The sequence below is a fragment of the Pseudomonas sp. Tul2A7 genome (assembly GCF_054790505.1).
Window position 1 is genome coordinate 25,657 of record NZ_CP186499.1, and the last position, 19,155, is coordinate 44,811.

Below are 19,155 nucleotides of genomic sequence, written 5' to 3' on the forward strand. Positions count from 1 at the left end.
ATCGGCGCTCCCCTGCGGGGGAGTCCGTACCCCGGAGACCAACGCCATGGCCATGCCTCGCAAACTCAAAAACATGAACCTGTTCAACGACGGCAACACCTACCAGGGCGTTGCCAAAAGCGTCACCCCGCCGCCGCTCGGACGCAAGATGGAAAGCTATCGCGGCGGCGGCATGAACGGCCCGGTCAAGGCTGACCTCGGCTTCTCCGATGACGGCATCCAGTTCGAATGGAAAACCGGCGGGCTGGATCTGATCGCGCTCAAGCAGTTCGGCAGCGTCAATGCGTCCGGTGTGCAACTGCGCTTCGCCGGCTCGTTCCAGCAAGACGACACCGGCGAAATCAGCGCCGTGGAAATCATCGTGCGTGGCCGTCACGAAACGATCGAGATGGGCGACGCGGCGCCAGGTGAAGACACCGAACACAGCATCACCACCACCTGCAGCTACTACAAGCTGATCGTCGACAACGAAGACATCATCGAAATCGACTTGCTCAACTTCATCGAGAAGGTCAACGGCGTGGACATGCTGGAGAAACAGCGCTCCGCAATCGGCCTTTGAACCACTCCCTAAATCCATTACCTGGAGCAGCACATGAACACCGAAGAAACCAACACTGAAGCCCTGCCGGCAGTCGATGACAATACCGTCGTCCTCGATACCGCGATCCTGCGCGGCAAGAATCAAATCGACAGCCTCACCCTGCGCAAGCCGTGTTCCGGTGAGCTGCGCGGTGTGCACCTGGTGGATCTGCTGAACCTCGATGTCGCCGCCCTGCTCAAGGTGCTGCCGCGAATCACCTCGCCGAGCATCACCGCCACCGAAGCCGCCGGCATGGACCCGGCCGACCTGCTCGCCTGCGGCAACAAGGTCGCGCATTTTTTGTTGCAGAAGTCGGTGAGGACGGACGCCTCCCTCGTTGCGTAGAGGACGCCATGGCCGATCTGGCCGTGGTTTTTCACTGGGCACCGGCTGATATGGATCAGCTCTGCCTGCAAGAACTGATGGACTGGCGCGAGCGCGCCAGGGTGCGGAGTTCCACCGATGGCGAATGACTTAAAACTTCAGGTACTGCTCAACGCGATTGACCGGGCGAGCGGTCCCCTGAAGGCCATCGACAAGGGCAGCATCAGCGCTGCCCGCGCACTCAAGGACGCGCGCGACCGGCTCAAGGAACTCAATGCCCAGCAGAAAGACGTCAGCGCGTGGCGCACCCAGCGCGCTGCCGCTGAACAGACTGAAACTGCCCTCACCTCGGCCCGCAACAAAGTTCGCGCGCTCAGCCAACAGTTTGCTGCCACGGGCGTTCCGACCAAGGCCATGGCCAAGGATTTCCGCACGGCCGTGCGTGAGGCTCAGCGGCTCAAGGAACAACACCAGCAGCAGTCCGAACAGTTACAGACACTGCGTTCGAAGCTGTACAGCGCAGGGATCAGCACCAAAGACCTCGGCATCCACGAGCGCCAGCTGCGCGAGCAGATCGGCGCCACCAATGCAACGATCAGCGAACAGGGCAAGCGACTGGTCACGTTGAATGCCCAGCAAAAACGCATGGCCGCCGAGCGCGCCAAACTGGCGAAGACACAAAGCCTTGCAAGTGACATGGCGGTCAACGGCGCCGCTGGGTTGGGCGTGGGTTACGCCGCCAGTCGCCCGCTCGCCAAAGCCGTGGGCGCGTTCGCACCGAACGAAGACTCAGCCACGCAGCTGAAAGTGTCGATGATGGATAACACCGGCAAGGTGGCCGAGGACTTCCAGAAAATCACCGACCTCGCCACCAAGCTCGGCGACCGCTTGCCCGGCACCACCGCCGACTTTCAAGAAATGATGACCATGCTGCGCCGCCAAGGCCTCAGCGCACAAAGCATCCTCGGCGGGACCGGCGAAGCGGCCGCGTACCTGGGCGTGCAGTTGAAAATGCCAGTGGCCGAAGCCGCCGAGTTCGCCGCCAAGATGCAGGACGCCACGCGCACGTCCGAGAAGGACATGATGGCCTTGATGGACACCATTCAGCGCGGGTTCTACTCCGGTGTCGATTCAACCAACATGCTGCAGGGCTTCAGCAAGATCGCCCCGGTGATGGACACCATCAAGAAATCCGGTATTGAGGCTGCCAACGAACTGGCCCCGTTGCTGATCATGATGGATCAGGCCGGCATGGAGGGTGGTGCGGCCGGTAACGCCTTCCGCAAAATCTTTCAGGCGGGCTTGAACAAGGACAAGGTCGACGACGTCAACAAGATCCGCCAACTCAAGGGCCAGAAGATTCAATTCAGCTTCACCAACAAGGAAGGCAACTTCGCCGGGTTGGAGAACCTGTTCGCCCAGGTCGAAAAGCTCAAGGGGCTGAACGACGAAGACCGTACCGAGACCATCAAGGACCTATTCGGTGATGACTCGGAAACCATGACCACCCTGAACACCATGATGAACAAGGGGCTGGCGGGTTACAAAGAGGTGCAGCAGAAGCTCCAGAATCAAGCCGACCTGCGCACACGGGTCAATGAGCAACTCAGCACCTTGACCAACGTCATGGAAGCCGCCGAAGGCAGCTTCACCAACGCCATGGCCGAGTTCGGTGCCGCCGTCGCGCCGGAGCTGAAAGAGCTGATCAACACTCTCGGTGAAGTCGCCAACAACGTCGGCGCATGGGCACGGGAAAACCCGAAGCTCGCCGGCGGCCTGGTCAAAGTCGTGGCGCTGGTCGCGGGTCTATCGTTTATGTTCGGTGGCCTCGCTATCGGCATGGCCAGCCTGCTCGGCCCGTTTGCCGTGATCCGTTACGGTATGGCGATGTTCGGCATGCAGGGTGGTGGCACGCTGCGAATTATGCAAAAGCTCGCCCCCACCATCACCGGTTTGGCCCGCAATGCACTCCCCATGCTGGGCCAAGGTCTTCGCACGCTGGCCAGCACACTCAGCGGCGCACTGGTGACTGCCCTGCGAACGGTTAGCATTGCACTGTGGGGCCTCGCCACCAACCCGGTGGCGCTAGCCATCGGTGCCGTCGTTGCGGTCCTCGCCGGTGCGGCTTACCTGATCTACAGCAACTGGGATGCGGTGAAACTCTACTTCTCAAACGCTTGGACCGAGATCAAAGCCGGGTTCAGCGGCGGTATCGGCGGCATCCTCACCACGCTCGCCAACTTCAGCCCCATCGGCTTGATCTACCAGGCCTTCGCCGGCGTACTGAGTTACCTCGGTGTAGATCTGCCGAGCCGCTTTACGGAGTTCGGCAACATGCTTGTCAACGGACTGGTCAACGGACTGCTCGCGGGGTTGGGCCAGATCACGAATGCCGTCAGCTCTATCGCTGATTCGGCCATCAACATGTTCAAGGAAAAGCTCGGCATCCACAGCCCGTCCCGCGTGTTCACCGCGCTTGGCGGCTTCACCATGGCCGGTCTGACCCAAGGTCTGCAAAGCGGTCAGGACGGCCCGCTGGGCGCCATCACTGACATGGGCAAACAAGTCGTGTCTGCTGGACAACGTGCGCTCGGCGCCGTGGCTGGCCCGCTCGGCTCCATTGGGCTGCCGCAGTTGCCGACTGGCGCCGCCGCATCCTCTTCAGTGTCGATCGACAATCGCGCGCCCATCAGTCCGGCACCGGCCGCAGCCTACGACAGTCACGACACCTACGAAATCAACATCCACACCACGCCCGGCATGGACGAGCGCGCGATCGCCCGCGCCGTGCGCGCCGAGCTGGCCCGCGTCTCCAGCGAAAAGAGCGCCCGCCAGCGCAGCAAACTGTCCGACCTGGAGTAACCCGCCATGATGCTAGCCCTGGGCATGTTCGTTTTCAGCCTCTCCACCGCCGCCTACCAAGAACTGCAACGCCAAACCGAATGGCGCCACGCCAGCAGCAACCGCGTCGGCGCCGCGCCGGCCCGCCAGTTCGTCGGCCGTGGTGATGACTCCATCACCCTGCCCGGCATCATCCTGCCGGAACTCGCCGGCAGGGCCCTGAGCCTCGACGCCTTGCGCTTGATGGCCAACACCGGCAAGGCATGGCCGATGGTCGAAGGCAGCGGCCGCATCTACGGTCTATGGATCATCGAAAGCCTCAGTGAAACCAAGACGATTTTCTTCCGCGACGGCACACCGCGCCGCATCGAATTCACCCTCAGCCTCAAGCGCATCGATGACGACCGTATCGACCTGATCGGCGCCGGCACAAGCGCCGGCGTCAGCATCATGAGGGCGCTGCTGTGATCGACGCCACCCTCTCCCGTGTCACTGGTTTTCTGGACAAGACCATCGAGCGCTACAAGCGCGAGGCCGCTTACCCGGTGCCGGCGTTCCGTATCACCGTGGACGGCAATGACATCGCCCAACTGATCAGCCCGCGCCTGATGAGCCTCGGCCTGACCGACAATCGCGGCATCGAAGCCGATCAACTGAGCATCACCCTCAGCGACCACGACGGGCTGCTCGCCATCCCACCCAAGGGCGCGGTGATTCGGTTGTGGCTGGGCTGGAGCGATACCGGACTGGTCGACAAGGGCACTTATACCGTCGATGAAACCGAACATTCCGGCTCTCCCGACGTGCTGAGTATTCGCGCCCGATCCGCAGATCTGCGCAAAGGCCTGAAAACCAAACGCGAGCGCAGCTGGAGCAACACCACGCTCGGTGACGTGTTGGGCGATGTCGCCCTAGGCAACGGTCTGACGGCCACCATCGCCGGCGCACTCGACGGTTTGCCCATCCTGCAACTGGACCAGGCCAACGAGTCCGACGCCAACCTGATCAGCCGTGTCGGCGAAGAGTTCGACGCCGTGGTCACAGTCAAAGCCGGTTGCCTGTTGTGCCTGCCCGCCGGCGGTGGCAAGACCGCCAGCGGCGCCGAGCTGCCCCACATCACGCTTACCCGCGCCGACGGCGACCAGCACCGCTACCTGCAAGCAGACCGAGATAGCTACGACGGCGTGCGCGCTTACTTCTACGATGTGAACAGCGCCAAGAAACAAGAAGCCATCGCCGGCGGTGGCGAAAACCTTAAGGATCTGCGGCACACCTACAGTGACCGACAGTCAGCCCTGCGCGCCGCGCGGGCCGAGTTCAATCGCCTACAACGTGGCAGCGCGACGCTCAGCTATACCCTGGCCATGGGCAGACCGGATCTGATACCTGAGTTGACCTATACGTTGGAAGGTGTGAAGCCTGAGATCGACGAAATCATTTGGTACGGCGGAAATGTGCAACACACGCTCAGCGCAGATAATGGTTACACCGTCAGCCTTGAGCTGGAGAGCAAGTTACCGGAGGACACTGTTGAGGATCTGGCGGAGGAGAACAAGGGAGACTTCACAGGGATCATTGCTCACTACCGCGACAAAAAAACCGGGCAAGAGAAAACAATGACTGCTGGCGACCAGAGCAAACCTCGGCGGTTGCGGTGGCTGTATGCATCAGAGAAGACAGCTAAGAGAGCGGTTAATCGAGAATTCCAACGGCTGCAAACAACCAAGGAAGAAAGCCCCACCTGAAAGGGGCAAACCACGTAGTCGTTATCCCGCAAACACAGAAATGATCGTCCCCCCACCGTCGCGATCAAAAGCTTGGCATTCAATGGCAAGCCCCTTCAGCTCAACTTTTGCAATCTCTCCGCTGTCGTTTAGCGCCTTCGTCCGACATTTCTCCGAAAACTTTGCAATATCGGACGCAGAGCGCCTTGAAACTAAGCTGCCAGCTCTACCGACCAGCTCATAGAATTGCTGGTCAGGCCTCGCACCGTCCCATGAAACCATGATGTTCGGCAATCCGAGTGCACAGCTTAAAGAGAGGGTGGTGTTTAAACCGTCACGATATTCGGTAGTCTGTTTGCCTTCGGTCTGCTTGACCAGTGTTAGATGGCGCTCCTGCTGAAGCTTTGCCAAGATTGTGTCGCAACGCTCGGCGAGCGCTCCGGTGGAAAACGTCAAAAACGCCATGCTGATACTGATGCTGACCCAATACTCGCTTTTCATAAGCGTCCTCTTTCCATCGTTCTCTGATCGGTTTGACGCCGGATATTTTCACTCTTAGAAATTTTTTCATCACTCTATACTGCAAGCAGAAGAGACCACTCATCAAGGAAGCAGAATGACAGACCTAATTTCTACAGTTTCAACGGCAGTAAACCTTGCACTGCGGTTGAAAGACATCAGCAAAAATATTGAGAACGCTGAGTTTAAAGGAATTCTAGCCGATCTCAGCCTCGAGCTATCAGAGGTCAAGCTCAAGCTTGCAGACCTGCTATCAGAAAATGCGCAACTGAAAGAGAAAATCAGCTCATTAACCAGTGCCACCGGTGAGCGCTGCCCTAGCTGTAATAACAGAACCTATAAACTAGTATCCTCGAAACCAGACGCGACATTCGGCGCATTAGGGGCGAATTCACGTTTATATAAGTGTGACTCTTGCGATTTTTCCGAAACCGTCATTGTTTGAAGAAATGCCCGGCTGATAGCCGGGCATTTGCTTGCAATGGTCAATGAAAACTTCGCCTTCCTTTCATGCCTGTCCTTTTAACTCTTATTGCTGCTGCTTCTTGAGCTGCTCTTTCCGACGCTCCTGTGTCGCATCATGTGACGCTTTGGCGACATCCGTGAGTGTCCTATTAGCAGTGCCTACCATCGCTGCACCGATCATAAACACCACAATCTCACCAAAAAAACCTAGGTTTTGCAGCTGTAGTGGTTCATTCAAATTGGGCTGGGCAGCAATCTTCCAGAGGGACCCCAGCACTGGAAACTGAGTATTAGTGTAGATAGTGCCCACAAGGTTTTTTACCGCCACCCATCCATTGAGATCCGCCCATCCGTAAATCCCCAGAAGCAACGAGACCAAAACAAAAACAAAACCTACTACCGCAATGATCAGGCCTCGAACCGCTAGTTTTTTCGCCGCTTTGACTTCTTTTTCAACTTCCACAAATCTGACCTTTTCCGTGTGCCATTTCAATGGAGAACTCGTTGCAGGCCGCGTGGAATAGACGGTAAAGCCTCTTCAGATACGTCCCTGCAGAGTTCTCACTCCATAAAGTTTGTCGACTTATGCATCTGTTTCTTGAGCTGCACAGCGGAAGGACAAGCGCCTCCCGTGAACGTGCCTACAAACGTGAAAGCCCCGGAAAGCTACCGGAGCTACCTCGTGTAACGCCTTACTTCGTTGACTGCACAAGCGCCTCCATGATCCTCAGCACATCCTGCCGCTGCTGGTCATCCAGCTTCGCGAGAAGCTGCAAAAAAAGGTGCTCCAAAGGGGTAAGGTTTTCCATCGTGCGTACTCCATTTCCTTGTGATGGGCGGGGGGCCATTCGCAGGCCCTGAACCGCCCGGGAGTCACCCATTCTCAGCACGTTTTTCTGTGCCACCAGCCCCGCTAAATCATTTGGGTCCGGACTGAATGGGTGTCGCCTTCCAGATGGCTACTCCCGTACCTATGCACCACGTTGGAAATGTAAGTAGCAGTTGCGCCGGGTTTTACAGTACCGGACGCGGTGGCAGGGTCATGTAGACACCGTTCTCACCCCATCCCTGCAAGTTCCCCTTTGCATCGACTACGTAGTACTCATTGAACATATTGTCTGGCTCATCCAGGCGCAGTCCACCATCAGCAAGCTTCTCTGCTCGATAGCTATATGTGTTTTTCCCACCACTCGCAAAGATTTGGTCCATGGAATATTTGCCATCGCGTTTGTACAACACGACCAAATGACCAAGAGCACCGTCGCGCAACCAGGAACCCAGCCGATCTGGATACTCCTTCAGGTCCAGCCCCTTCAGAGTTTCATAGTCCTGCGCGCTAAGGCCGATGAGCGAGCTTTTGTAGTCGGGGTCAAAACTGGCATTGGCCCAGTAGGCCTTGTCGTTTTGGCCTTCGATCCTGAAGCCGATGAATGTCGTCTTGGGCTTCGACTTTGTATCGGCGCGAACGGACTTGGCTACTTCAGCCAGCTCCGCGTCACTTACACGCTTGGGTAAAACGACTTCAACTTTACGAGGTCGTCCCTCTTGGAAATCGTCTTTAGTGATCGTGTAAGCCTTGGTCGCAACACTCTGCGTTACCTTTTCGACAGGCTCGTCTTCGTTACCCCGAGAGCACATCGACACTGTCACAGCGATGATGATTACCAGAATGACAAACCCGCCGATCTTCTGGCCCAGGGTGACTCCCGGATCGGCAACGCCACAGCTGGGACAAACCTTCGCTGAAATATCTACTTTGTGTTTGCAAGACTTACAGGGCTTCAAAGCCATTCGAACAGCTCCTTTCTATATCCATGAAAAAGCCGGCCATCGTGGCCGGCGTGTTGCGCCTACACACCTGAACAGTCATTGCCCAGGTCAGTCGTTCTCTTTTTTCCCATCAATGCTCGCGGCTTTTGCAAAAGCCGAAACCATACGAAGCAGCACCTCTCGATCCAAGTCCGTGACGCGCTGATAGAACTCAAGAAATTTTGCCGTGTCGGGACTGATGCTTTCGACCGTCGTGGGCTTGCGCTCACCGGTCACCACATACAACACGTCGACTCCCTTCTCAGCCACTGCGGCTAGATAGGTCGCATCAGGGCTACGTTCGCCCTTCTCGTAGTTGTATTGGCTGTTTTTTGAGGCACCAGCCTTCGCTGCGAAATCGGTTTGATTGAAGCCCAACCGTTCGCGCTCTTCTTTCAGGCGATCACCAATTCCCACAAATGTCTCCATAGCGATTTGACATTCCCACAATCATGGGAAATACTTCGCCTGTCATCACACGAAATCACACGAAACGAGACTATGCCGAACGGATACCCCACGGAGCAAGCGTGCCAAGGCGCCCGCGAGCGCCTCGCGCATCAAGGTCTATCTGCCAAGGATTGGGCCGATCAACACAACCTCACGCCTTCTACGGTGTATGCCGTGCTGAACGGACAGAAGAAATGTCTGCGGGGCGAGTCTCATCGCGCCGCGGTACTGCTCGGTATCAAAGACGGCGTGATTGAAAACTAAGCCCGTTGGCTCAGGGAGGAAACCAGAAGATGAAACGCCCAGTTCTAGCCAACAGGAAAGACGTGGTCAGCGCAGTGATCGGTGCTTACCAAGGAGGCCGCATTTACGCCGCTGCCGACTTGGGAATGCCACTCAAAAAGTTCGACAACCAGGCCTATGAAAACGCCGGCAGCCGACCACTGAGTGATGACCACATTCATCGCCTCGAACAGGTAGCAGGAACAACCTTCCTGCCGGATTACATCGCAGCCAAATACGGCGGAATGTTCGTCCCGCTGACAGCATCGGCGGATCTGGACAACGTCGAGTTGTACAACCGGTCAGTCAAAGCCGCCGCCAAGCGCGGGATGGTTGATCAGATCATTGCCAAAGCACTCGACGACGGTGTCATTGAGTCCTGCGAAGCCCAAGCAATCATCAACGCTCTGGTGCACTACATGTCCGCCCGCTACGCCGAAGTGCTGGCCACCATTCAACTGCACGGTCGGGGGATCGCTGGGTGAGTACATACAAACTGGTTTGCCCGCACTGCCTCGGCCGCATGCGTATCCGCACCAGCGAAGGCACACACATTTTCCTGCGAGTGGCCTATCTGCAATGCACCAACGAGGCCTGCGGCTGGTCGGTGCGTGCTGAGTTTGAGATGACTCACGAAATGAGTCCCAGCGGCATGGCCAATCCATCAGTGCGTTTGCCCATCGCTGACATCGCCTTGCGCCGCGCTGCGATGAAGACCGCCAACGATCAACCCGACCTGCTCGACCAAATGGAAATGGAGTGTGCGCAATGAACCACGATCAGTTGACCCACGATTACCGCAGCAGCATGCAGCGTGCCGCGTTCGCTTACCTGCAACGGCACGAAGCGCAGTACCTGGTGGACTCGGACTTGCTCTATGAAAACTGCGTTCGCCACCTGGCCACGTCGCTGGAGGTGCCTGTCTTCATGGCGGAGCGCTTGGTGCACAACGCCTGGACTGAATTGCAGGTGATCAATCAGCGCAAGTGGATCGGTGTGGACTGGGGCAACAACCCCAGCTGCACGGTCGTGCACTTGATCGATACCCGCGCCGATCTGCGCTTCCCGGTACCGGCGAGACTGCTGCCGCAGACCTTGCTCGCCCAGCGCGATTCCGCGCACAAGCACCACCCTCAGTAACTCATTTTTAAACAACCCGCCCTGCCCCGCTTCCCGTGGGTTTGGGTGAGCTTTGCCTGAAATCCGAGGTGGATCATGGAAATCGACATCGCCATCACCGCAAAACTGCCCCGCGCACAGGCCGAAGCCCTGCTCCAGGCACTGCGCGCTCAGTACTCGATGCAGTTCAACGAGTACTGGTATGACGATCGCTTTCGCATGATCCCCGAGGGATTACGGCACGGCTCGCTGCTGTCGGCCTTCCCGGTGATGGCCGCGCAAAAACGCCTGATAGGCGCTCTTAAACACAGTCTCGGCGAAGTGAAGTAAGCCCCGATGAACATGAAACACGATTTGCGCGCCGACATCCTGCAACGCCTTGAATCCGACTACGGACTCAAGCACAAAGCCGGCAAATACATGCGCCAGGGCGAATGCCCGGCGTGCAAGAAAAAGGAGCTGTACGCCTTCCACGATGACCCGTGGATGATCCGCTGCGGCCGGGGCAAGTGTGGCCAGACCTGGCACGTTAAAGAAATCTATGAAGACTTGTTCGAGGACTGGAGCAAGCGCGCGCCGGCCAGCGAGCAACACCCCAGCGCCACCGCCCGTGCCTATCTGGAATTCGCCCGAGGCTTTCGGCTTGATCTGATTCAGGGCTGGTTCACGCAGGAAACGTATTTCTCCGGCGAACTGAATGCCGGCAGCGCGACGGTGCGTTTTGCGTTGGAAAAAGGTGGCTACTGGGAGCGCCTGATCGACCGGCCGCACCGGTTCGGCAAGATGAAAGCGCGGTTCAAGCCTGGTGACAGCCCGCGTGGATTCTGGTGGTGCCCGCCGTGCGTCGAACTGCTGGAAGTCAAAGAGCTGTGGGTTGTCGAGGGTATCTTCGATGCCATCGCCCTGGTGCATAACGGCATTGCAGCGGTCTCGGCTATGTCCTCCTCGTTCTTTCCTGAAGAGTCGCTGAAAGAGCTGGCCCGGCAGCGCGGCGGTAAATTGCCCAAGCTCATTTGGGCACTGGACAATGAACCCGGAGCGCACAAATACACCAAGCGTTGGGTGCGTCAGGCTCGCGCCTTGGGCTACGAGTGTGAAGCCGCGCAGATCCCGCAGTCGGACAGCCGCAAGGTCGATTGGAACGACCTGCATCAGCGCTGGGCATTCATTGACGGCGAGAGCGAACGTGCCGAGCAGATCGAAAAGGATCTGGCCACTGCTCGTTACCACGGCGCCTTGCTGATCGCCGAAAGCGCCTCAGAGAAAGGCGTGCTGATGTATGAATGGCGGGAGCGCCACGAGTTTCACTTCGGCTTCGATAGCCGGCTTTACTGGTTCAAGATGGACCTGGAGAAATTCAACAAGGCCATGCAGGCGCTGGAGTCCTCCGAGCGCCACGAAGACCAGTTGCTGAACGACAAGCAGCGCCGCGACAAGGCTTTGCGACAATGCGGCGGCGTGGTGGAAATCGCCAACTGCTACCCGCAAGCGCTGTATTTCCAGCGCAACGAAGTCACCGACGAATCCTGGTACTACTTCCGCGTCGATTTCCCGCACGACAGTGGCAGCGTGAAGAACACCTTCACCGGTGGCCAGGTCGCGGCCGCCAGCGAATTCAAGAAACGCTTGCTCAGCATGGCAGCCGGTGCCGTGTTCACCGGCAGCGGGCAGCAACTCGACAAGATCATGAAGGATCAGCTGTTCGGCCTGAAGACCGTCGAGACCATCGACTTTATCGGCTACAGCAAATTGCACGGCTGCTACGTCTTTGGCGACCTCGCGGTACGCGGCGGCATCGTCAGCGTGGTGAACAAAGAGGACTTTTTCGAGTTCGGCAAGCTGCGGCTCAAGACGCTGCAGAAGTCGATCGCCATGCACATTCAGCGCGACAGCAACCAGTACCGCACCGACTGGTTGCCGATGCTGTGGCTGTGCTTTGGCGCCAAGGGCATCGTCGCCCTCGCGTTCTTGTTTGGCTCGTTGTTCGCCGAGCAGATCCGCGCGCAGTACAAGTCCTTCCCGTTCCTTGAGGTCACCGGTGAAGCCGGCGCCGGCAAGACCACGCTGCTGACTTTCCTGTGGAAACTGCTCGGCCGCGAGCATGAAGGTTTTGACCCGTCGAAATCGACCCGTGCCGGTCGACAGCGCGCCATGGGCCAAGTCTCCAACATGCCGGTCGTGCTGATCGAAGGCGACCGCAACGAGCCGGATAAAGCGCACGCCAAGGGCTTCGACTGGGACGAACTGAAAGACTTCTACGGCGGCGGCACGCTCGGCACCAAGGGCATGAAAACCAGTGGTAACGAGACCTATGAACCACCGTTCCGGGGTGCGATTGCGATCAGCCAGAACGCCGATGTCAGCGCGTCAGAAGCGATCCTGACCCGGATTATCAAATCCCACTTTGCGCGCCCGGAAGTCACCACCGAAAGCCGTGCCGCCGCTGACAACCTGAACCTGATCCCGGTCGAGCAACTGAGCCACTTCCTGCTGCTCGCCGTGCGCGCTGAAGCGCAGGTGATGGCCAAGTTCTCCGAACGCGTGCTGGTCCATGAGCAGCAGCTGCGCAAGCTCAAAGAAATCCGCGTGGAACGGATCATCAAGAACCACAGCCAGTTGATGGCCCTGGTCGACTGCCTGCGCCTGGTCTGCCCGCTCGATGACAACCACGTCGCCACGACGCATCAGGCGCTGATGGTCATGGCGTCGGAGCGGCAGGCCGCGATCAGTGCTGACCACCCGCTGGTTGCCGAATTTTGGGAAGTCTACGAATACCTCGAAAGCCTGGGCGAAGGCCCGCAGGTCAACCACAGCACCGACCCGAAACTCATCGCGATCAACCTCAACGAGTTCGCCGAGAAGGCCAGCGAGCATCGGCAGAACCTCGCTGACCTCAAGACCCTGCGCGGGCTGCTGGTCAACAGCCGCAGCCACAAATGGCTGGAATCCAACAAGGCCGTTTACAGCGCCGTGCGCGCTTCACAAGCCGCCGGCAACGCGATGTTCAACAAACCCACCACCGTGCGCTGCTGGATTTTTCAGAGCGCGTAAACCGCAACCAGCGCTGCAACGCTGGGCACATTCCAAAGGAGAGGCACCATGCAAGTTCAGATCATCACCGGCGACGCCGGCACGGGCAAGACGACGAAGCTGAGATCGATCGAGGCCCAGCAACAGGCTGAAGGCAAACAGGCAGGGATCATTCATGCGGATGCGTATTCGCATCACGGCCTGCTCGGAATCATGGAAGTCAGGCTAGAGCGCGGTGAGCGGACGCTGCTTGTCGATGACTGCTCGAGCAAACAGATCGATGAGGTTTTGCAGTGGCAGAGGGAGGCCGCTGGGAACGAGCAGCTGGAGGACTTGACGATTCACCTGGTTCGCCGCGCCGGCTGAACAACGAGTTCATGCCGAAAAGAATTGGTGCCGAGGGGCTGCACCCCCTCGCCACCGACCACCCCAAAGGAGAAGCACCATGCAAGCACAAAACCCAAGCGGCAGCAGTACAGAGGCTACCACGAACGCCTTCAAAGTCGGCGATGACGTGACTTTCGTCGCTGCACGCAGCACCGGGCACAGCGTCAGTCTCAGCGTTCGCGAAGGGAAGATTGCAGAGATCGACAGCGCAACGGCGATAATCAAGCTTCGCAATGGCCGCACCAGTTTGCAGCCGTTGAACAAGCTGACTCACCAGGGCGAGCGCAACGCCCTCACCCGCGCATTGCTGGGGGACGCCTGATGCAGCCCTCAGCCAATTCTGTGGCACGCACCCGTCCGCCCATGGCGAGCCATCGGCTTGACCTTCCCAGTTGCTGCGACATTTGCGGCAAGGCCCGATCCACCCGCAAGCATCAGGCCTGTAGTCGGATCCGGCAGCAGCGCAAGGCCGCCGAGTGGGCCGAGCTGATGACGGCACGGGCGGAAGCGAAGAAGAACAAGCCACAGCGCTACGCGCGCTAATTTGAATGACGGGCGATGGGGAGCTGCAACTCCCCATCGCCCGAAGGAGAAGCACCATGCAGGCAACAGCTCTGTTGTTTTTATACCTGTGCACCGACGCATCCCGCCTCGACTGCCAGGTAATTCCTGTCCAGCAATGGGTCAGCGGGGACGCCTACGATCAATGCGCGAGAACCGCCCATACTCTGGAAAGCGCCCTGACCCCGGCCAATCGACCTCGGCATCGGTTTGTTTGCGAAACGCCGGACGCCGGCAGCGCCAAGACTGAATCCGAAAATCAGCCTCACCTCACGCTTCAATCGTTTCGGCTGTGATCGGGGGACACGATGAAGAGAAGAAAATCGTTTCCCTGGAATCTGGACCTCACCGGCGTCTGTGATCAATGTGGCAAATCCCGCGCCCACGGCAACCACCGTAAATGCAGCAAAGCACGGCAAGTGATTGCGTCACTGCGCAGAGCAGAGGAGGCCCGGTCCGGTATTCCTTCTCCACCTAGAAAAAGCGCCGGATTGTTCTGGTTACTTCGTCAGGACTGATCAGCAACACTCCAACCTACGGCAACACAGAAAGGCCCGATGTTAGGCCTTTCTGCTTTGCTCTGCTGATCAGTGGTTCAGTTCATCGTTTAGGGACGTGTATGGCACATGGCGTAGAGGCCCGTGGCAATTCGGTGCGGGTCTATTTTCGTTACAACGGCAAGCGGTACCGGGAGCTTTTGCCCGGCGGGAATACCGCAGCCAACCGGGAGCGGGCCGCGCACCTGGTCAACATCATTGAATACGAGATCAAGGCTGGCACTTTCAATTACAGCCGGCACTTTCCTGATTCGGCCACCTTGGTCGAGAACACCTTCGGTCACTACCTCGACCTGTGGCTGAAGATCAAAAGCAACAGCGTTGCTGCGACGTCTTATCGAGGATATGCCAATAAGGCCGAGGTCCATGTGCGACCGCGCTGGGGCAAGGTGCAGATCGACCAGATCGATCATCTGGATTTGCAGGAGTGGGTGCAGGACACGCTGTCGAAGCGCCTGAAGAACAAGACTATTCGGGACGTCATCAGTAACGTGCGCCAAGTCTTTCGGCTGTACCGCACTCGCAAAAAGGTGGCTCATGATCCGACCGAGGGTTTGTTTGTGCGATTACCCGACCCTGAAGCGCCGGACCCGTTCACCAGGGCGGAGATCAAGCAGATTCTTGAGACACCCACCAATCGGACGCAGGAGCTGCTGATGATCCAATTCATGATTTGGGCGGGGCCACGGGTTTCGGAAACCATTGCGCTGGCCTGGGAGGATGTCGACCTGGAGCAAGGCACGGTGACCTTTCGCCGGTCCAAGGTACGCGGCGCCTACCGGGTGACGAAAACCCGCCGATCGACGCGCCGAGTTCGCCTGCTGGCCCCGGCGTGGGACGCCCTGCAGAAGATCGATGCGTTGACCCGCAGACGCAAAGCGGAAACCGTGGAGGTGGTTGAGCGGGACAACAAGACGGTGCGAAAACACAAACTGCACTTTGTGTTCCTGAATACCAAAAGCGGCCTGCCGCACGCCAACGACTTCGTGGTGCGCGATCGCTTCTTCAAGGCGCATTTGCTCGCCGCCGGCGTTCGCTATCGCGGACCCGGGCAGTGCCGGCACACCTACGCCAGCCAGTTGCTGACCACCGGGGTGGCGTCGATCGACTGGATCGCCGAACAGATGGGCCATACCAACGGCAACATGATCCGTCAGCACTATGGGACGTGGATCAATGAAGACGGACCCGACGTGGTGGGGATGTTGCAAATGGCCTTGAAGCTGTCACCGGTTACAGCTCTACATTGAATCCACTCAGGCCCACGCCTTCGGCAAAACGTCCAACGGCGGTCAAGCTGGCCCAGGTGCGCAGTGACTCACGTCGCGAGCGCACCGGCACCCAGCGTGCGCCGCTGCCGCCCAGGCGAATCGACAGGCCCCATTCTGGGCCGCCGTTGATCCTGGCCACCAGGCATTCGCGCACCGCGTGTTGTTCGACCAGGGCGCGCAACACCTCTTCGTGAATACCTTCGCCGATCACTGCTCGTGCTCCTGACGCCGCGCCGTGGCCGCTGCCTCGAAGGTCTTATACAAACCTTCGATACTGGCCGCGTTCAGCACCTTGACCGTCTCCAGGCCCAGCACGAAACCTTCGGCACGATCACTGGCGCGAAACAGGTCGTCAGCCGTGTGTGCCAGTTCAATTTGGTGTAGCAGTTTCAGGGTTTGCACCTCCACTGCGTTCGGCAGTTTCAGTGCCGCCAATGCATCAGTCATGCGGACTCCCACGTCCAGAGATCAACCAGATATAGAGGGAATGGTAGACCAGCCCTGGGGGGACCGGCTTCCACGGCCACAAAAAAAGGCCCCCACACCTGAGCCTGGTGTGGGGGCCGATTGAACATAGGCTGGAATTCAATGAACCGGTCATGAATGGCCGCTATCGGCTGTGGATTCAACCGGTGGAAAACCAGAGGGTTAAAAAGCCCGAGCGGACAAACCAGATTTCACTCACCTAGTCATGCGTCCAGCGTGGATAAAACACCAGTATCAGAATTGGAGGAAGGCATAGTAGCGTTACGCCTCTACGACCCCGATCGGGTGAACGTGCAACGGAGCAGGAAAATGGACTTTGCAGAACCTTTGAACACAATGTCATTGAAAGTTGGTCAGCTTCGCCGTCAGAAGTAAATTTTGCGAGATTAACACCCACAACATTAAACATAGTGATTGCCTCACGCAAGGCATATCAACTAATACAATTTATCTGTCCGCAGGTGCTGAGATATGTCTGCTACATGGAAGAACTTAGAAGAATACGTTCGCGCGATTGCCTCCCTAAAGTGGGGGGCACCTTGCAAAGCAGAGCATATTGACGGGGTTGATTTTGACAGTGTTATTCGGATTTCCGATGATGAAGTTATCATCATAGAAGTCACTACTGAAAGAACCCTTCAGAAGGTGCGTGATGACCTCAACAAGATAAAACCTACGAAAATCAGGCTCGCGGTTGAGGGTATAATCTGCCGAGCTTACATCGTATTAGAAGGTGAGCCTACCCTCAGTATGATTGAAGCCGGCAAAAGCAGCCATATAAAGGTGTGTTCGGCCGATGAATTTAGTAAAGATTTTTTTGATTTCGCTTCCTACGACACTTTGCGAAAAAGATCGCCTTTTGGAAGTGCGGTAGATTCAAAAACAGGTGCAAATGATCCTCGCGAATTCATTCATGTTCGTTACTCTGAAACAGATGGCTCAAAAAAATACACGGTAGAAAATATTGCCACATGTTTACAGCGTGGCCAAAACATTGTACTTACCGGAGATTATGGGACTGGTAAAAGCCGGTGTGTACGTGAGGTATATGAGTTACTTAGAAATCAAACAAGAGAATCAGGCGCTTACCCGCTGGCAATAAACCTACGAGATCACTGGAGCAGTTCAAGCGCGTTAGAAGTTATAGCAGGACACCTCGGTATTATCGGCATCGGCAGTTCTATAGACAATGTTATTCGACTCCTTAACTCTGGAAAACTCATCCTCCTGTTGGACGGGTTTGACGAGATCGGCACTCAAGTTCATGACGCGAGAGTCGAAGACAGAAAAAGCCTTCGACGAAGAGCAGTACAAGGCGTTCGCGATTTAATTACTCGTGGAAAAACGGGGATACTAATAACCGGTCGATCGCATTTTTTCGATAGTAGCGAGGAAATGCTAGAAAGCCTCGGTTTATCCGATGGGTCTAACACGGAGTGCATTGAGGCACCGGAAGAATTCTCAGAAGATGAAGGGAATAAATACCTACACGCAATCGGCATTAAGTCCCTTGTGCCTGAGTGGTTACCGCGGAAGCCATTAGTTTTCCAGCTCCTCGTTGAGCTAGACCCAGCAGACGTTAGCGTTATTTTAAATCGCCAGCATGGTGAGTACGAATTCTGGGGCACCTTTATTCACGCAGTTTGTAGACGTGAGTCTAGCGGAGTGGGCGGTTCGATTGCCCCTCAAACCATTCACGCGATTCTTCACAGATTAGCGTCCGTTACCCGCTACTCCGTCACAGCCAATGGCCGTCTTTCCCCCAGTGATATTGATACAGCATACCAAGCGGTAGTAGGATCAGTTCCAGACCAAAGTGGTCGCCAACTCCTTTCAAGAATGTGTACTCTCGGCAGGATAGAACCAGAGTCTCCTGACCGACATTTCCTTGATCTTAATGTTCTTGACATCCTTCGTGCGGAAGCGCTTGTAGTAGACGTTATTAACATGAAGGACATACACGATCAAGTTCAATGGTGCCAATCACTCCGCCATCTTGGGGCATTTCATGCCGCACAAACAATTAAAGTCTTCGACTTGGAGCAACATTGTTTTTCTTATATAAGGAAAAATGGTAATAGCCGAAACACAAAAAAGCTTGGCGAGATAGTTTCAATTCTAACAATTTTTGGTGGAGACCCATTAGACTTTCAGTCTCTCCAGCTGTCTGGCTCAGTTTTCCCAGTGTTAAATTTTAGTGCTCGAATAATAAAAAACCTGGTGATCAAGGACTCCGAAATTGAACATTTATTTCTTGGAGCAACACCAATAACAGTACAAGATGGCGTGGTGATTGATGGGTGCATCGTTTCACACGCACTTGGGGTTTCAGATTCACAAGGCCTCCCTGCCTGGGTTACAAATACTGAGGCCTTTAACTATGAGCGAATTTCCAATGCTTCAAGAATCAAAGAAAGCGTTCTACCTCCAGCACAAAAATTGTTTCTTTCTATAATTCATAAGATTTTTTTCCAGCCTGGTGGTGGAAGAGAAGAAGCATCACTATTAAAGGGTGGTTACGGCCAAAAATTCAGCCCAAAACTAGTAGACTCTATTATCAAAATGCTTTTGCGAGAGGGCCTTATAGACAGGGCAAAGGGAGATGACGGCTGGGTATACAAACCTATTCGTAGGTATACAGACCGAATGAATAAAATTCGCTCTGAACTGACTCTTTCCGAAGACCCGATCTGGAAAGAAGCGTCTACCCTAAAGCAATAAATAAATAGTTACTGTATTTATTGGAG

General features: G+C 56.6%; 25 protein-coding genes. 19 read left to right on the forward strand and 6 right to left on the reverse strand.

Annotated elements, in window-relative coordinates; all coding sequences use genetic code 11:
* The first annotated feature begins 46 nt into the window (after positions 1–46).
* The 6 genes from ACOYXJ_RS00160 to ACOYXJ_RS00185 are packed head-to-tail and all read left to right on the forward strand — an operon-like array spanning position 47 to position 5,493.
* Positions 47–562, forward strand: a complete 516-nt coding sequence (locus ACOYXJ_RS00160; protein WP_095124362.1) for a phage major tail tube protein — start codon at positions 47–49, stop codon at positions 560–562.
* Positions 563–595: 33 nt separating this feature from the next.
* A complete protein-coding gene (locus ACOYXJ_RS00165; protein ID WP_460367285.1) occupies positions 596–928 on the forward strand; it encodes a phage tail assembly protein in 333 nt (110 codons plus the stop codon).
* A gap of 8 nt (positions 929–936) precedes the next feature.
* Positions 937–1,056 carry a GpE family phage tail protein gene (locus tag ACOYXJ_RS00170; RefSeq protein ID WP_095124360.1) on the forward strand — a complete coding sequence of 40 codons (120 nt, stop codon included), beginning with the start codon at positions 937–939 and terminating at the stop codon, positions 1,054–1,056.
* Positions 1,046–3,769, forward strand: a complete 2,724-nt coding sequence (locus ACOYXJ_RS00175; RefSeq protein ID WP_460367287.1) for a phage tail tape measure protein — start codon at positions 1,046–1,048, stop codon at positions 3,767–3,769. Before ACOYXJ_RS00170 ends, ACOYXJ_RS00175 begins: the two co-directional genes overlap by 11 nt.
* A 6-nt stretch (positions 3,770–3,775) precedes the next feature.
* Positions 3,776–4,216 carry a phage tail protein gene (locus ACOYXJ_RS00180; RefSeq protein ID WP_460367289.1) on the forward strand — a complete coding sequence of 147 codons (441 nt, stop codon included), beginning with the start codon at positions 3,776–3,778 and terminating at the stop codon, positions 4,214–4,216.
* Positions 4,213–5,493, forward strand: coding sequence for a phage late control D family protein (locus tag ACOYXJ_RS00185; protein ID WP_460367291.1), 1,281 nt, complete (start codon positions 4,213–4,215; stop codon positions 5,491–5,493). Before ACOYXJ_RS00180 ends, ACOYXJ_RS00185 begins: the two co-directional genes overlap by 4 nt.
* Positions 5,494–5,514: 21 nt before the next feature.
* On the opposite strand, the gene ACOYXJ_RS00190 is transcribed toward ACOYXJ_RS00185, so the two are convergent.
* On the reverse strand, positions 5,515–5,973 hold the full coding sequence (locus ACOYXJ_RS00190; protein WP_460367293.1) for a hypothetical protein: 459 nt from the start codon (positions 5,971–5,973) through the stop codon (positions 5,515–5,517).
* Positions 5,974–6,088: 115 nt separating this feature from the next.
* Between ACOYXJ_RS00190 and ACOYXJ_RS00195 the strand changes: the two genes are divergently transcribed.
* Entirely contained in the window at positions 6,089–6,436 is a 348-nt protein-coding gene (locus tag ACOYXJ_RS00195; RefSeq protein WP_350483540.1) for a hypothetical protein, read from the forward strand.
* An 84-nt stretch (positions 6,437–6,520) separates the two neighbouring features.
* On the opposite strand, the gene ACOYXJ_RS00200 is transcribed toward ACOYXJ_RS00195, so the two are convergent.
* From ACOYXJ_RS00200 to ACOYXJ_RS00210, 3 genes are all read right to left on the reverse strand, one after another.
* On the reverse strand, positions 6,521–6,919 hold the full coding sequence (locus tag ACOYXJ_RS00200; RefSeq protein ID WP_460367295.1) for a hypothetical protein: 399 nt from the start codon (positions 6,917–6,919) through the stop codon (positions 6,521–6,523).
* Positions 6,920–7,470: 551 nt separating this feature from the next.
* Positions 7,471–8,247, reverse strand: coding sequence for a zinc ribbon domain-containing protein (locus ACOYXJ_RS00205; protein ID WP_460367297.1), 777 nt, complete (start codon positions 8,245–8,247; stop codon positions 7,471–7,473).
* Positions 8,248–8,334: 87 nt separating this feature from the next.
* Positions 8,335–8,682, reverse strand: coding sequence for a helix-turn-helix domain-containing protein (locus tag ACOYXJ_RS00210; protein WP_201138300.1), 348 nt, complete (start codon positions 8,680–8,682; stop codon positions 8,335–8,337).
* 84 nt (positions 8,683–8,766) lie between these two features.
* Here ACOYXJ_RS00210 and ACOYXJ_RS00215 point away from each other — a divergent pair, with 84 nt between their 5' ends.
* From ACOYXJ_RS00215 to ACOYXJ_RS00265, 11 genes are all read left to right on the forward strand, one after another.
* On the forward strand, positions 8,767–8,979 hold the full coding sequence (locus ACOYXJ_RS00215; protein ID WP_150694802.1) for a DNA-binding protein: 213 nt from the start codon (positions 8,767–8,769) through the stop codon (positions 8,977–8,979).
* A gap of 29 nt (positions 8,980–9,008) precedes the next feature.
* A complete protein-coding gene (locus tag ACOYXJ_RS00220; RefSeq protein WP_150694801.1) occupies positions 9,009–9,482 on the forward strand; it encodes a YmfL family putative regulatory protein in 474 nt (157 codons plus the stop codon).
* Positions 9,479–9,769, forward strand: coding sequence for an Ogr/Delta-like zinc finger protein (locus ACOYXJ_RS00225; protein WP_038979812.1), 291 nt, complete (start codon positions 9,479–9,481; stop codon positions 9,767–9,769). The genes ACOYXJ_RS00220 and ACOYXJ_RS00225 overlap by 4 nt, the downstream gene beginning before the upstream one ends.
* The gene (locus ACOYXJ_RS00230; RefSeq protein ID WP_459667232.1) at positions 9,766–10,137 is read left to right on the forward strand and encodes a hypothetical protein; all 372 of its coding nucleotides are present in this window, start codon (positions 9,766–9,768) and stop codon (positions 10,135–10,137) included. Before ACOYXJ_RS00225 ends, ACOYXJ_RS00230 begins: the two co-directional genes overlap by 4 nt.
* A gap of 75 nt (positions 10,138–10,212) precedes the next feature.
* A complete protein-coding gene (locus ACOYXJ_RS00235; RefSeq protein WP_086793340.1) occupies positions 10,213–10,446 on the forward strand; it encodes a hypothetical protein in 234 nt (77 codons plus the stop codon).
* A 6-nt stretch (positions 10,447–10,452) separates the two neighbouring features.
* Positions 10,453–13,167: a toprim domain-containing protein gene (locus ACOYXJ_RS00240; RefSeq protein WP_460367300.1), complete on the forward strand. Its 2,715-nt coding sequence runs from the start codon at positions 10,453–10,455 to the stop codon at positions 13,165–13,167.
* Positions 13,168–13,215: 48 nt separating this feature from the next.
* Complete coding sequence (locus ACOYXJ_RS00245; RefSeq protein WP_460367303.1) at positions 13,216–13,512, forward strand: DEAD/DEAH box helicase family protein; 297 nt, start codon at positions 13,216–13,218, stop codon at positions 13,510–13,512.
* A gap of 79 nt (positions 13,513–13,591) precedes the next feature.
* Positions 13,592–13,855, forward strand: a complete 264-nt coding sequence (locus ACOYXJ_RS00250) for a hypothetical protein (RefSeq protein ID WP_460367305.1) — start codon at positions 13,592–13,594, stop codon at positions 13,853–13,855.
* Positions 13,855–14,076, forward strand: a complete 222-nt coding sequence (locus ACOYXJ_RS00255) for a hypothetical protein (protein WP_460367307.1) — start codon at positions 13,855–13,857, stop codon at positions 14,074–14,076. Before ACOYXJ_RS00250 ends, ACOYXJ_RS00255 begins: the two co-directional genes overlap by 1 nt.
* A 56-nt stretch (positions 14,077–14,132) precedes the next feature.
* Positions 14,133–14,390 (forward strand): hypothetical protein, encoded by a 258-nt coding sequence (locus ACOYXJ_RS00260; RefSeq protein WP_460367309.1) that lies wholly within the window; start codon positions 14,133–14,135, stop codon positions 14,388–14,390.
* 323 nt (positions 14,391–14,713) lie between these two features.
* Positions 14,714–15,901, forward strand: coding sequence for a tyrosine-type recombinase/integrase (locus ACOYXJ_RS00265; RefSeq protein ID WP_460367311.1), 1,188 nt, complete (start codon positions 14,714–14,716; stop codon positions 15,899–15,901).
* Here ACOYXJ_RS00265 and ACOYXJ_RS00270 read toward each other — a convergent pair.
* Positions 15,885–16,133, reverse strand: a complete 249-nt coding sequence (locus ACOYXJ_RS00270; protein WP_460367313.1) for a hypothetical protein — start codon at positions 16,131–16,133, stop codon at positions 15,885–15,887. The genes ACOYXJ_RS00265 and ACOYXJ_RS00270 overlap by 17 nt on opposite strands.
* A complete protein-coding gene (locus tag ACOYXJ_RS00275; RefSeq protein WP_082729259.1) occupies positions 16,130–16,369 on the reverse strand; it encodes a hypothetical protein in 240 nt (79 codons plus the stop codon). Before ACOYXJ_RS00275 ends, ACOYXJ_RS00270 begins: the two co-directional genes overlap by 4 nt.
* Positions 16,370–16,879: 510 nt before the next feature.
* Between ACOYXJ_RS00275 and ACOYXJ_RS00280 the strand changes: the two genes are divergently transcribed.
* Positions 16,880–19,129: an NACHT domain-containing protein gene (locus tag ACOYXJ_RS00280; protein ID WP_460367315.1), complete on the forward strand. Its 2,250-nt coding sequence runs from the start codon at positions 16,880–16,882 to the stop codon at positions 19,127–19,129.
* Positions 19,130–19,155 lie beyond the last annotated feature (26 nt).

Excerpts from the sequence above, each read along its gene's own strand:
- ACOYXJ_RS00255 (WP_460367307.1), top strand. The coding sequence starts at position 13,855 with ATGCAGCCCTCAGCCAATTCTGTGGCACGCACCCGTCCGCCCATGGCG.
- ACOYXJ_RS00165 (WP_460367285.1), top strand. The coding sequence starts at position 596 with ATGAACACCGAAGAAACCAACACTGAAGCCCTGCCGGCAGTCGATGAC.
- ACOYXJ_RS00235 (WP_086793340.1), top strand. The coding sequence starts at position 10,213 with ATGGAAATCGACATCGCCATCACCGCAAAACTGCCCCGCGCACAGGCC.
- ACOYXJ_RS00160 (WP_095124362.1), top strand. The coding sequence starts at position 47 with ATGGCCATGCCTCGCAAACTCAAAAACATGAACCTGTTCAACGACGGC.
- ACOYXJ_RS00280 (WP_460367315.1), top strand. The coding sequence starts at position 16,880 with ATGTCTGCTACATGGAAGAACTTAGAAGAATACGTTCGCGCGATTGCC.
- ACOYXJ_RS00175 (WP_460367287.1), top strand. The coding sequence starts at position 1,046 with ATGGCGAATGACTTAAAACTTCAGGTACTGCTCAACGCGATTGACCGG.
- ACOYXJ_RS00190 (WP_460367293.1), bottom strand. The coding sequence starts at position 5,973 with ATGAAAAGCGAGTATTGGGTCAGCATCAGTATCAGCATGGCGTTTTTG.
- ACOYXJ_RS00180 (WP_460367289.1), top strand. The coding sequence starts at position 3,776 with ATGATGCTAGCCCTGGGCATGTTCGTTTTCAGCCTCTCCACCGCCGCC.
- ACOYXJ_RS00230 (WP_459667232.1), top strand. The coding sequence starts at position 9,766 with ATGAACCACGATCAGTTGACCCACGATTACCGCAGCAGCATGCAGCGT.
- ACOYXJ_RS00260 (WP_460367309.1), top strand. The coding sequence starts at position 14,133 with ATGCAGGCAACAGCTCTGTTGTTTTTATACCTGTGCACCGACGCATCC.
- ACOYXJ_RS00205 (WP_460367297.1), bottom strand. The coding sequence starts at position 8,247 with ATGGCTTTGAAGCCCTGTAAGTCTTGCAAACACAAAGTAGATATTTCA.
- ACOYXJ_RS00265 (WP_460367311.1), top strand. The coding sequence starts at position 14,714 with ATGGCACATGGCGTAGAGGCCCGTGGCAATTCGGTGCGGGTCTATTTT.
- ACOYXJ_RS00220 (WP_150694801.1), top strand. The coding sequence starts at position 9,009 with ATGAAACGCCCAGTTCTAGCCAACAGGAAAGACGTGGTCAGCGCAGTG.
- ACOYXJ_RS00245 (WP_460367303.1), top strand. The coding sequence starts at position 13,216 with ATGCAAGTTCAGATCATCACCGGCGACGCCGGCACGGGCAAGACGACG.
- ACOYXJ_RS00215 (WP_150694802.1), top strand. The coding sequence starts at position 8,767 with ATGCCGAACGGATACCCCACGGAGCAAGCGTGCCAAGGCGCCCGCGAG.
- ACOYXJ_RS00195 (WP_350483540.1), top strand. The coding sequence starts at position 6,089 with ATGACAGACCTAATTTCTACAGTTTCAACGGCAGTAAACCTTGCACTG.
- ACOYXJ_RS00275 (WP_082729259.1), bottom strand. The coding sequence starts at position 16,369 with ATGACTGATGCATTGGCGGCACTGAAACTGCCGAACGCAGTGGAGGTG.
- ACOYXJ_RS00240 (WP_460367300.1), top strand. The coding sequence starts at position 10,453 with ATGAACATGAAACACGATTTGCGCGCCGACATCCTGCAACGCCTTGAA.
- ACOYXJ_RS00170 (WP_095124360.1), top strand. The coding sequence starts at position 937 with ATGGCCGATCTGGCCGTGGTTTTTCACTGGGCACCGGCTGATATGGAT.
- ACOYXJ_RS00250 (WP_460367305.1), top strand. The coding sequence starts at position 13,592 with ATGCAAGCACAAAACCCAAGCGGCAGCAGTACAGAGGCTACCACGAAC.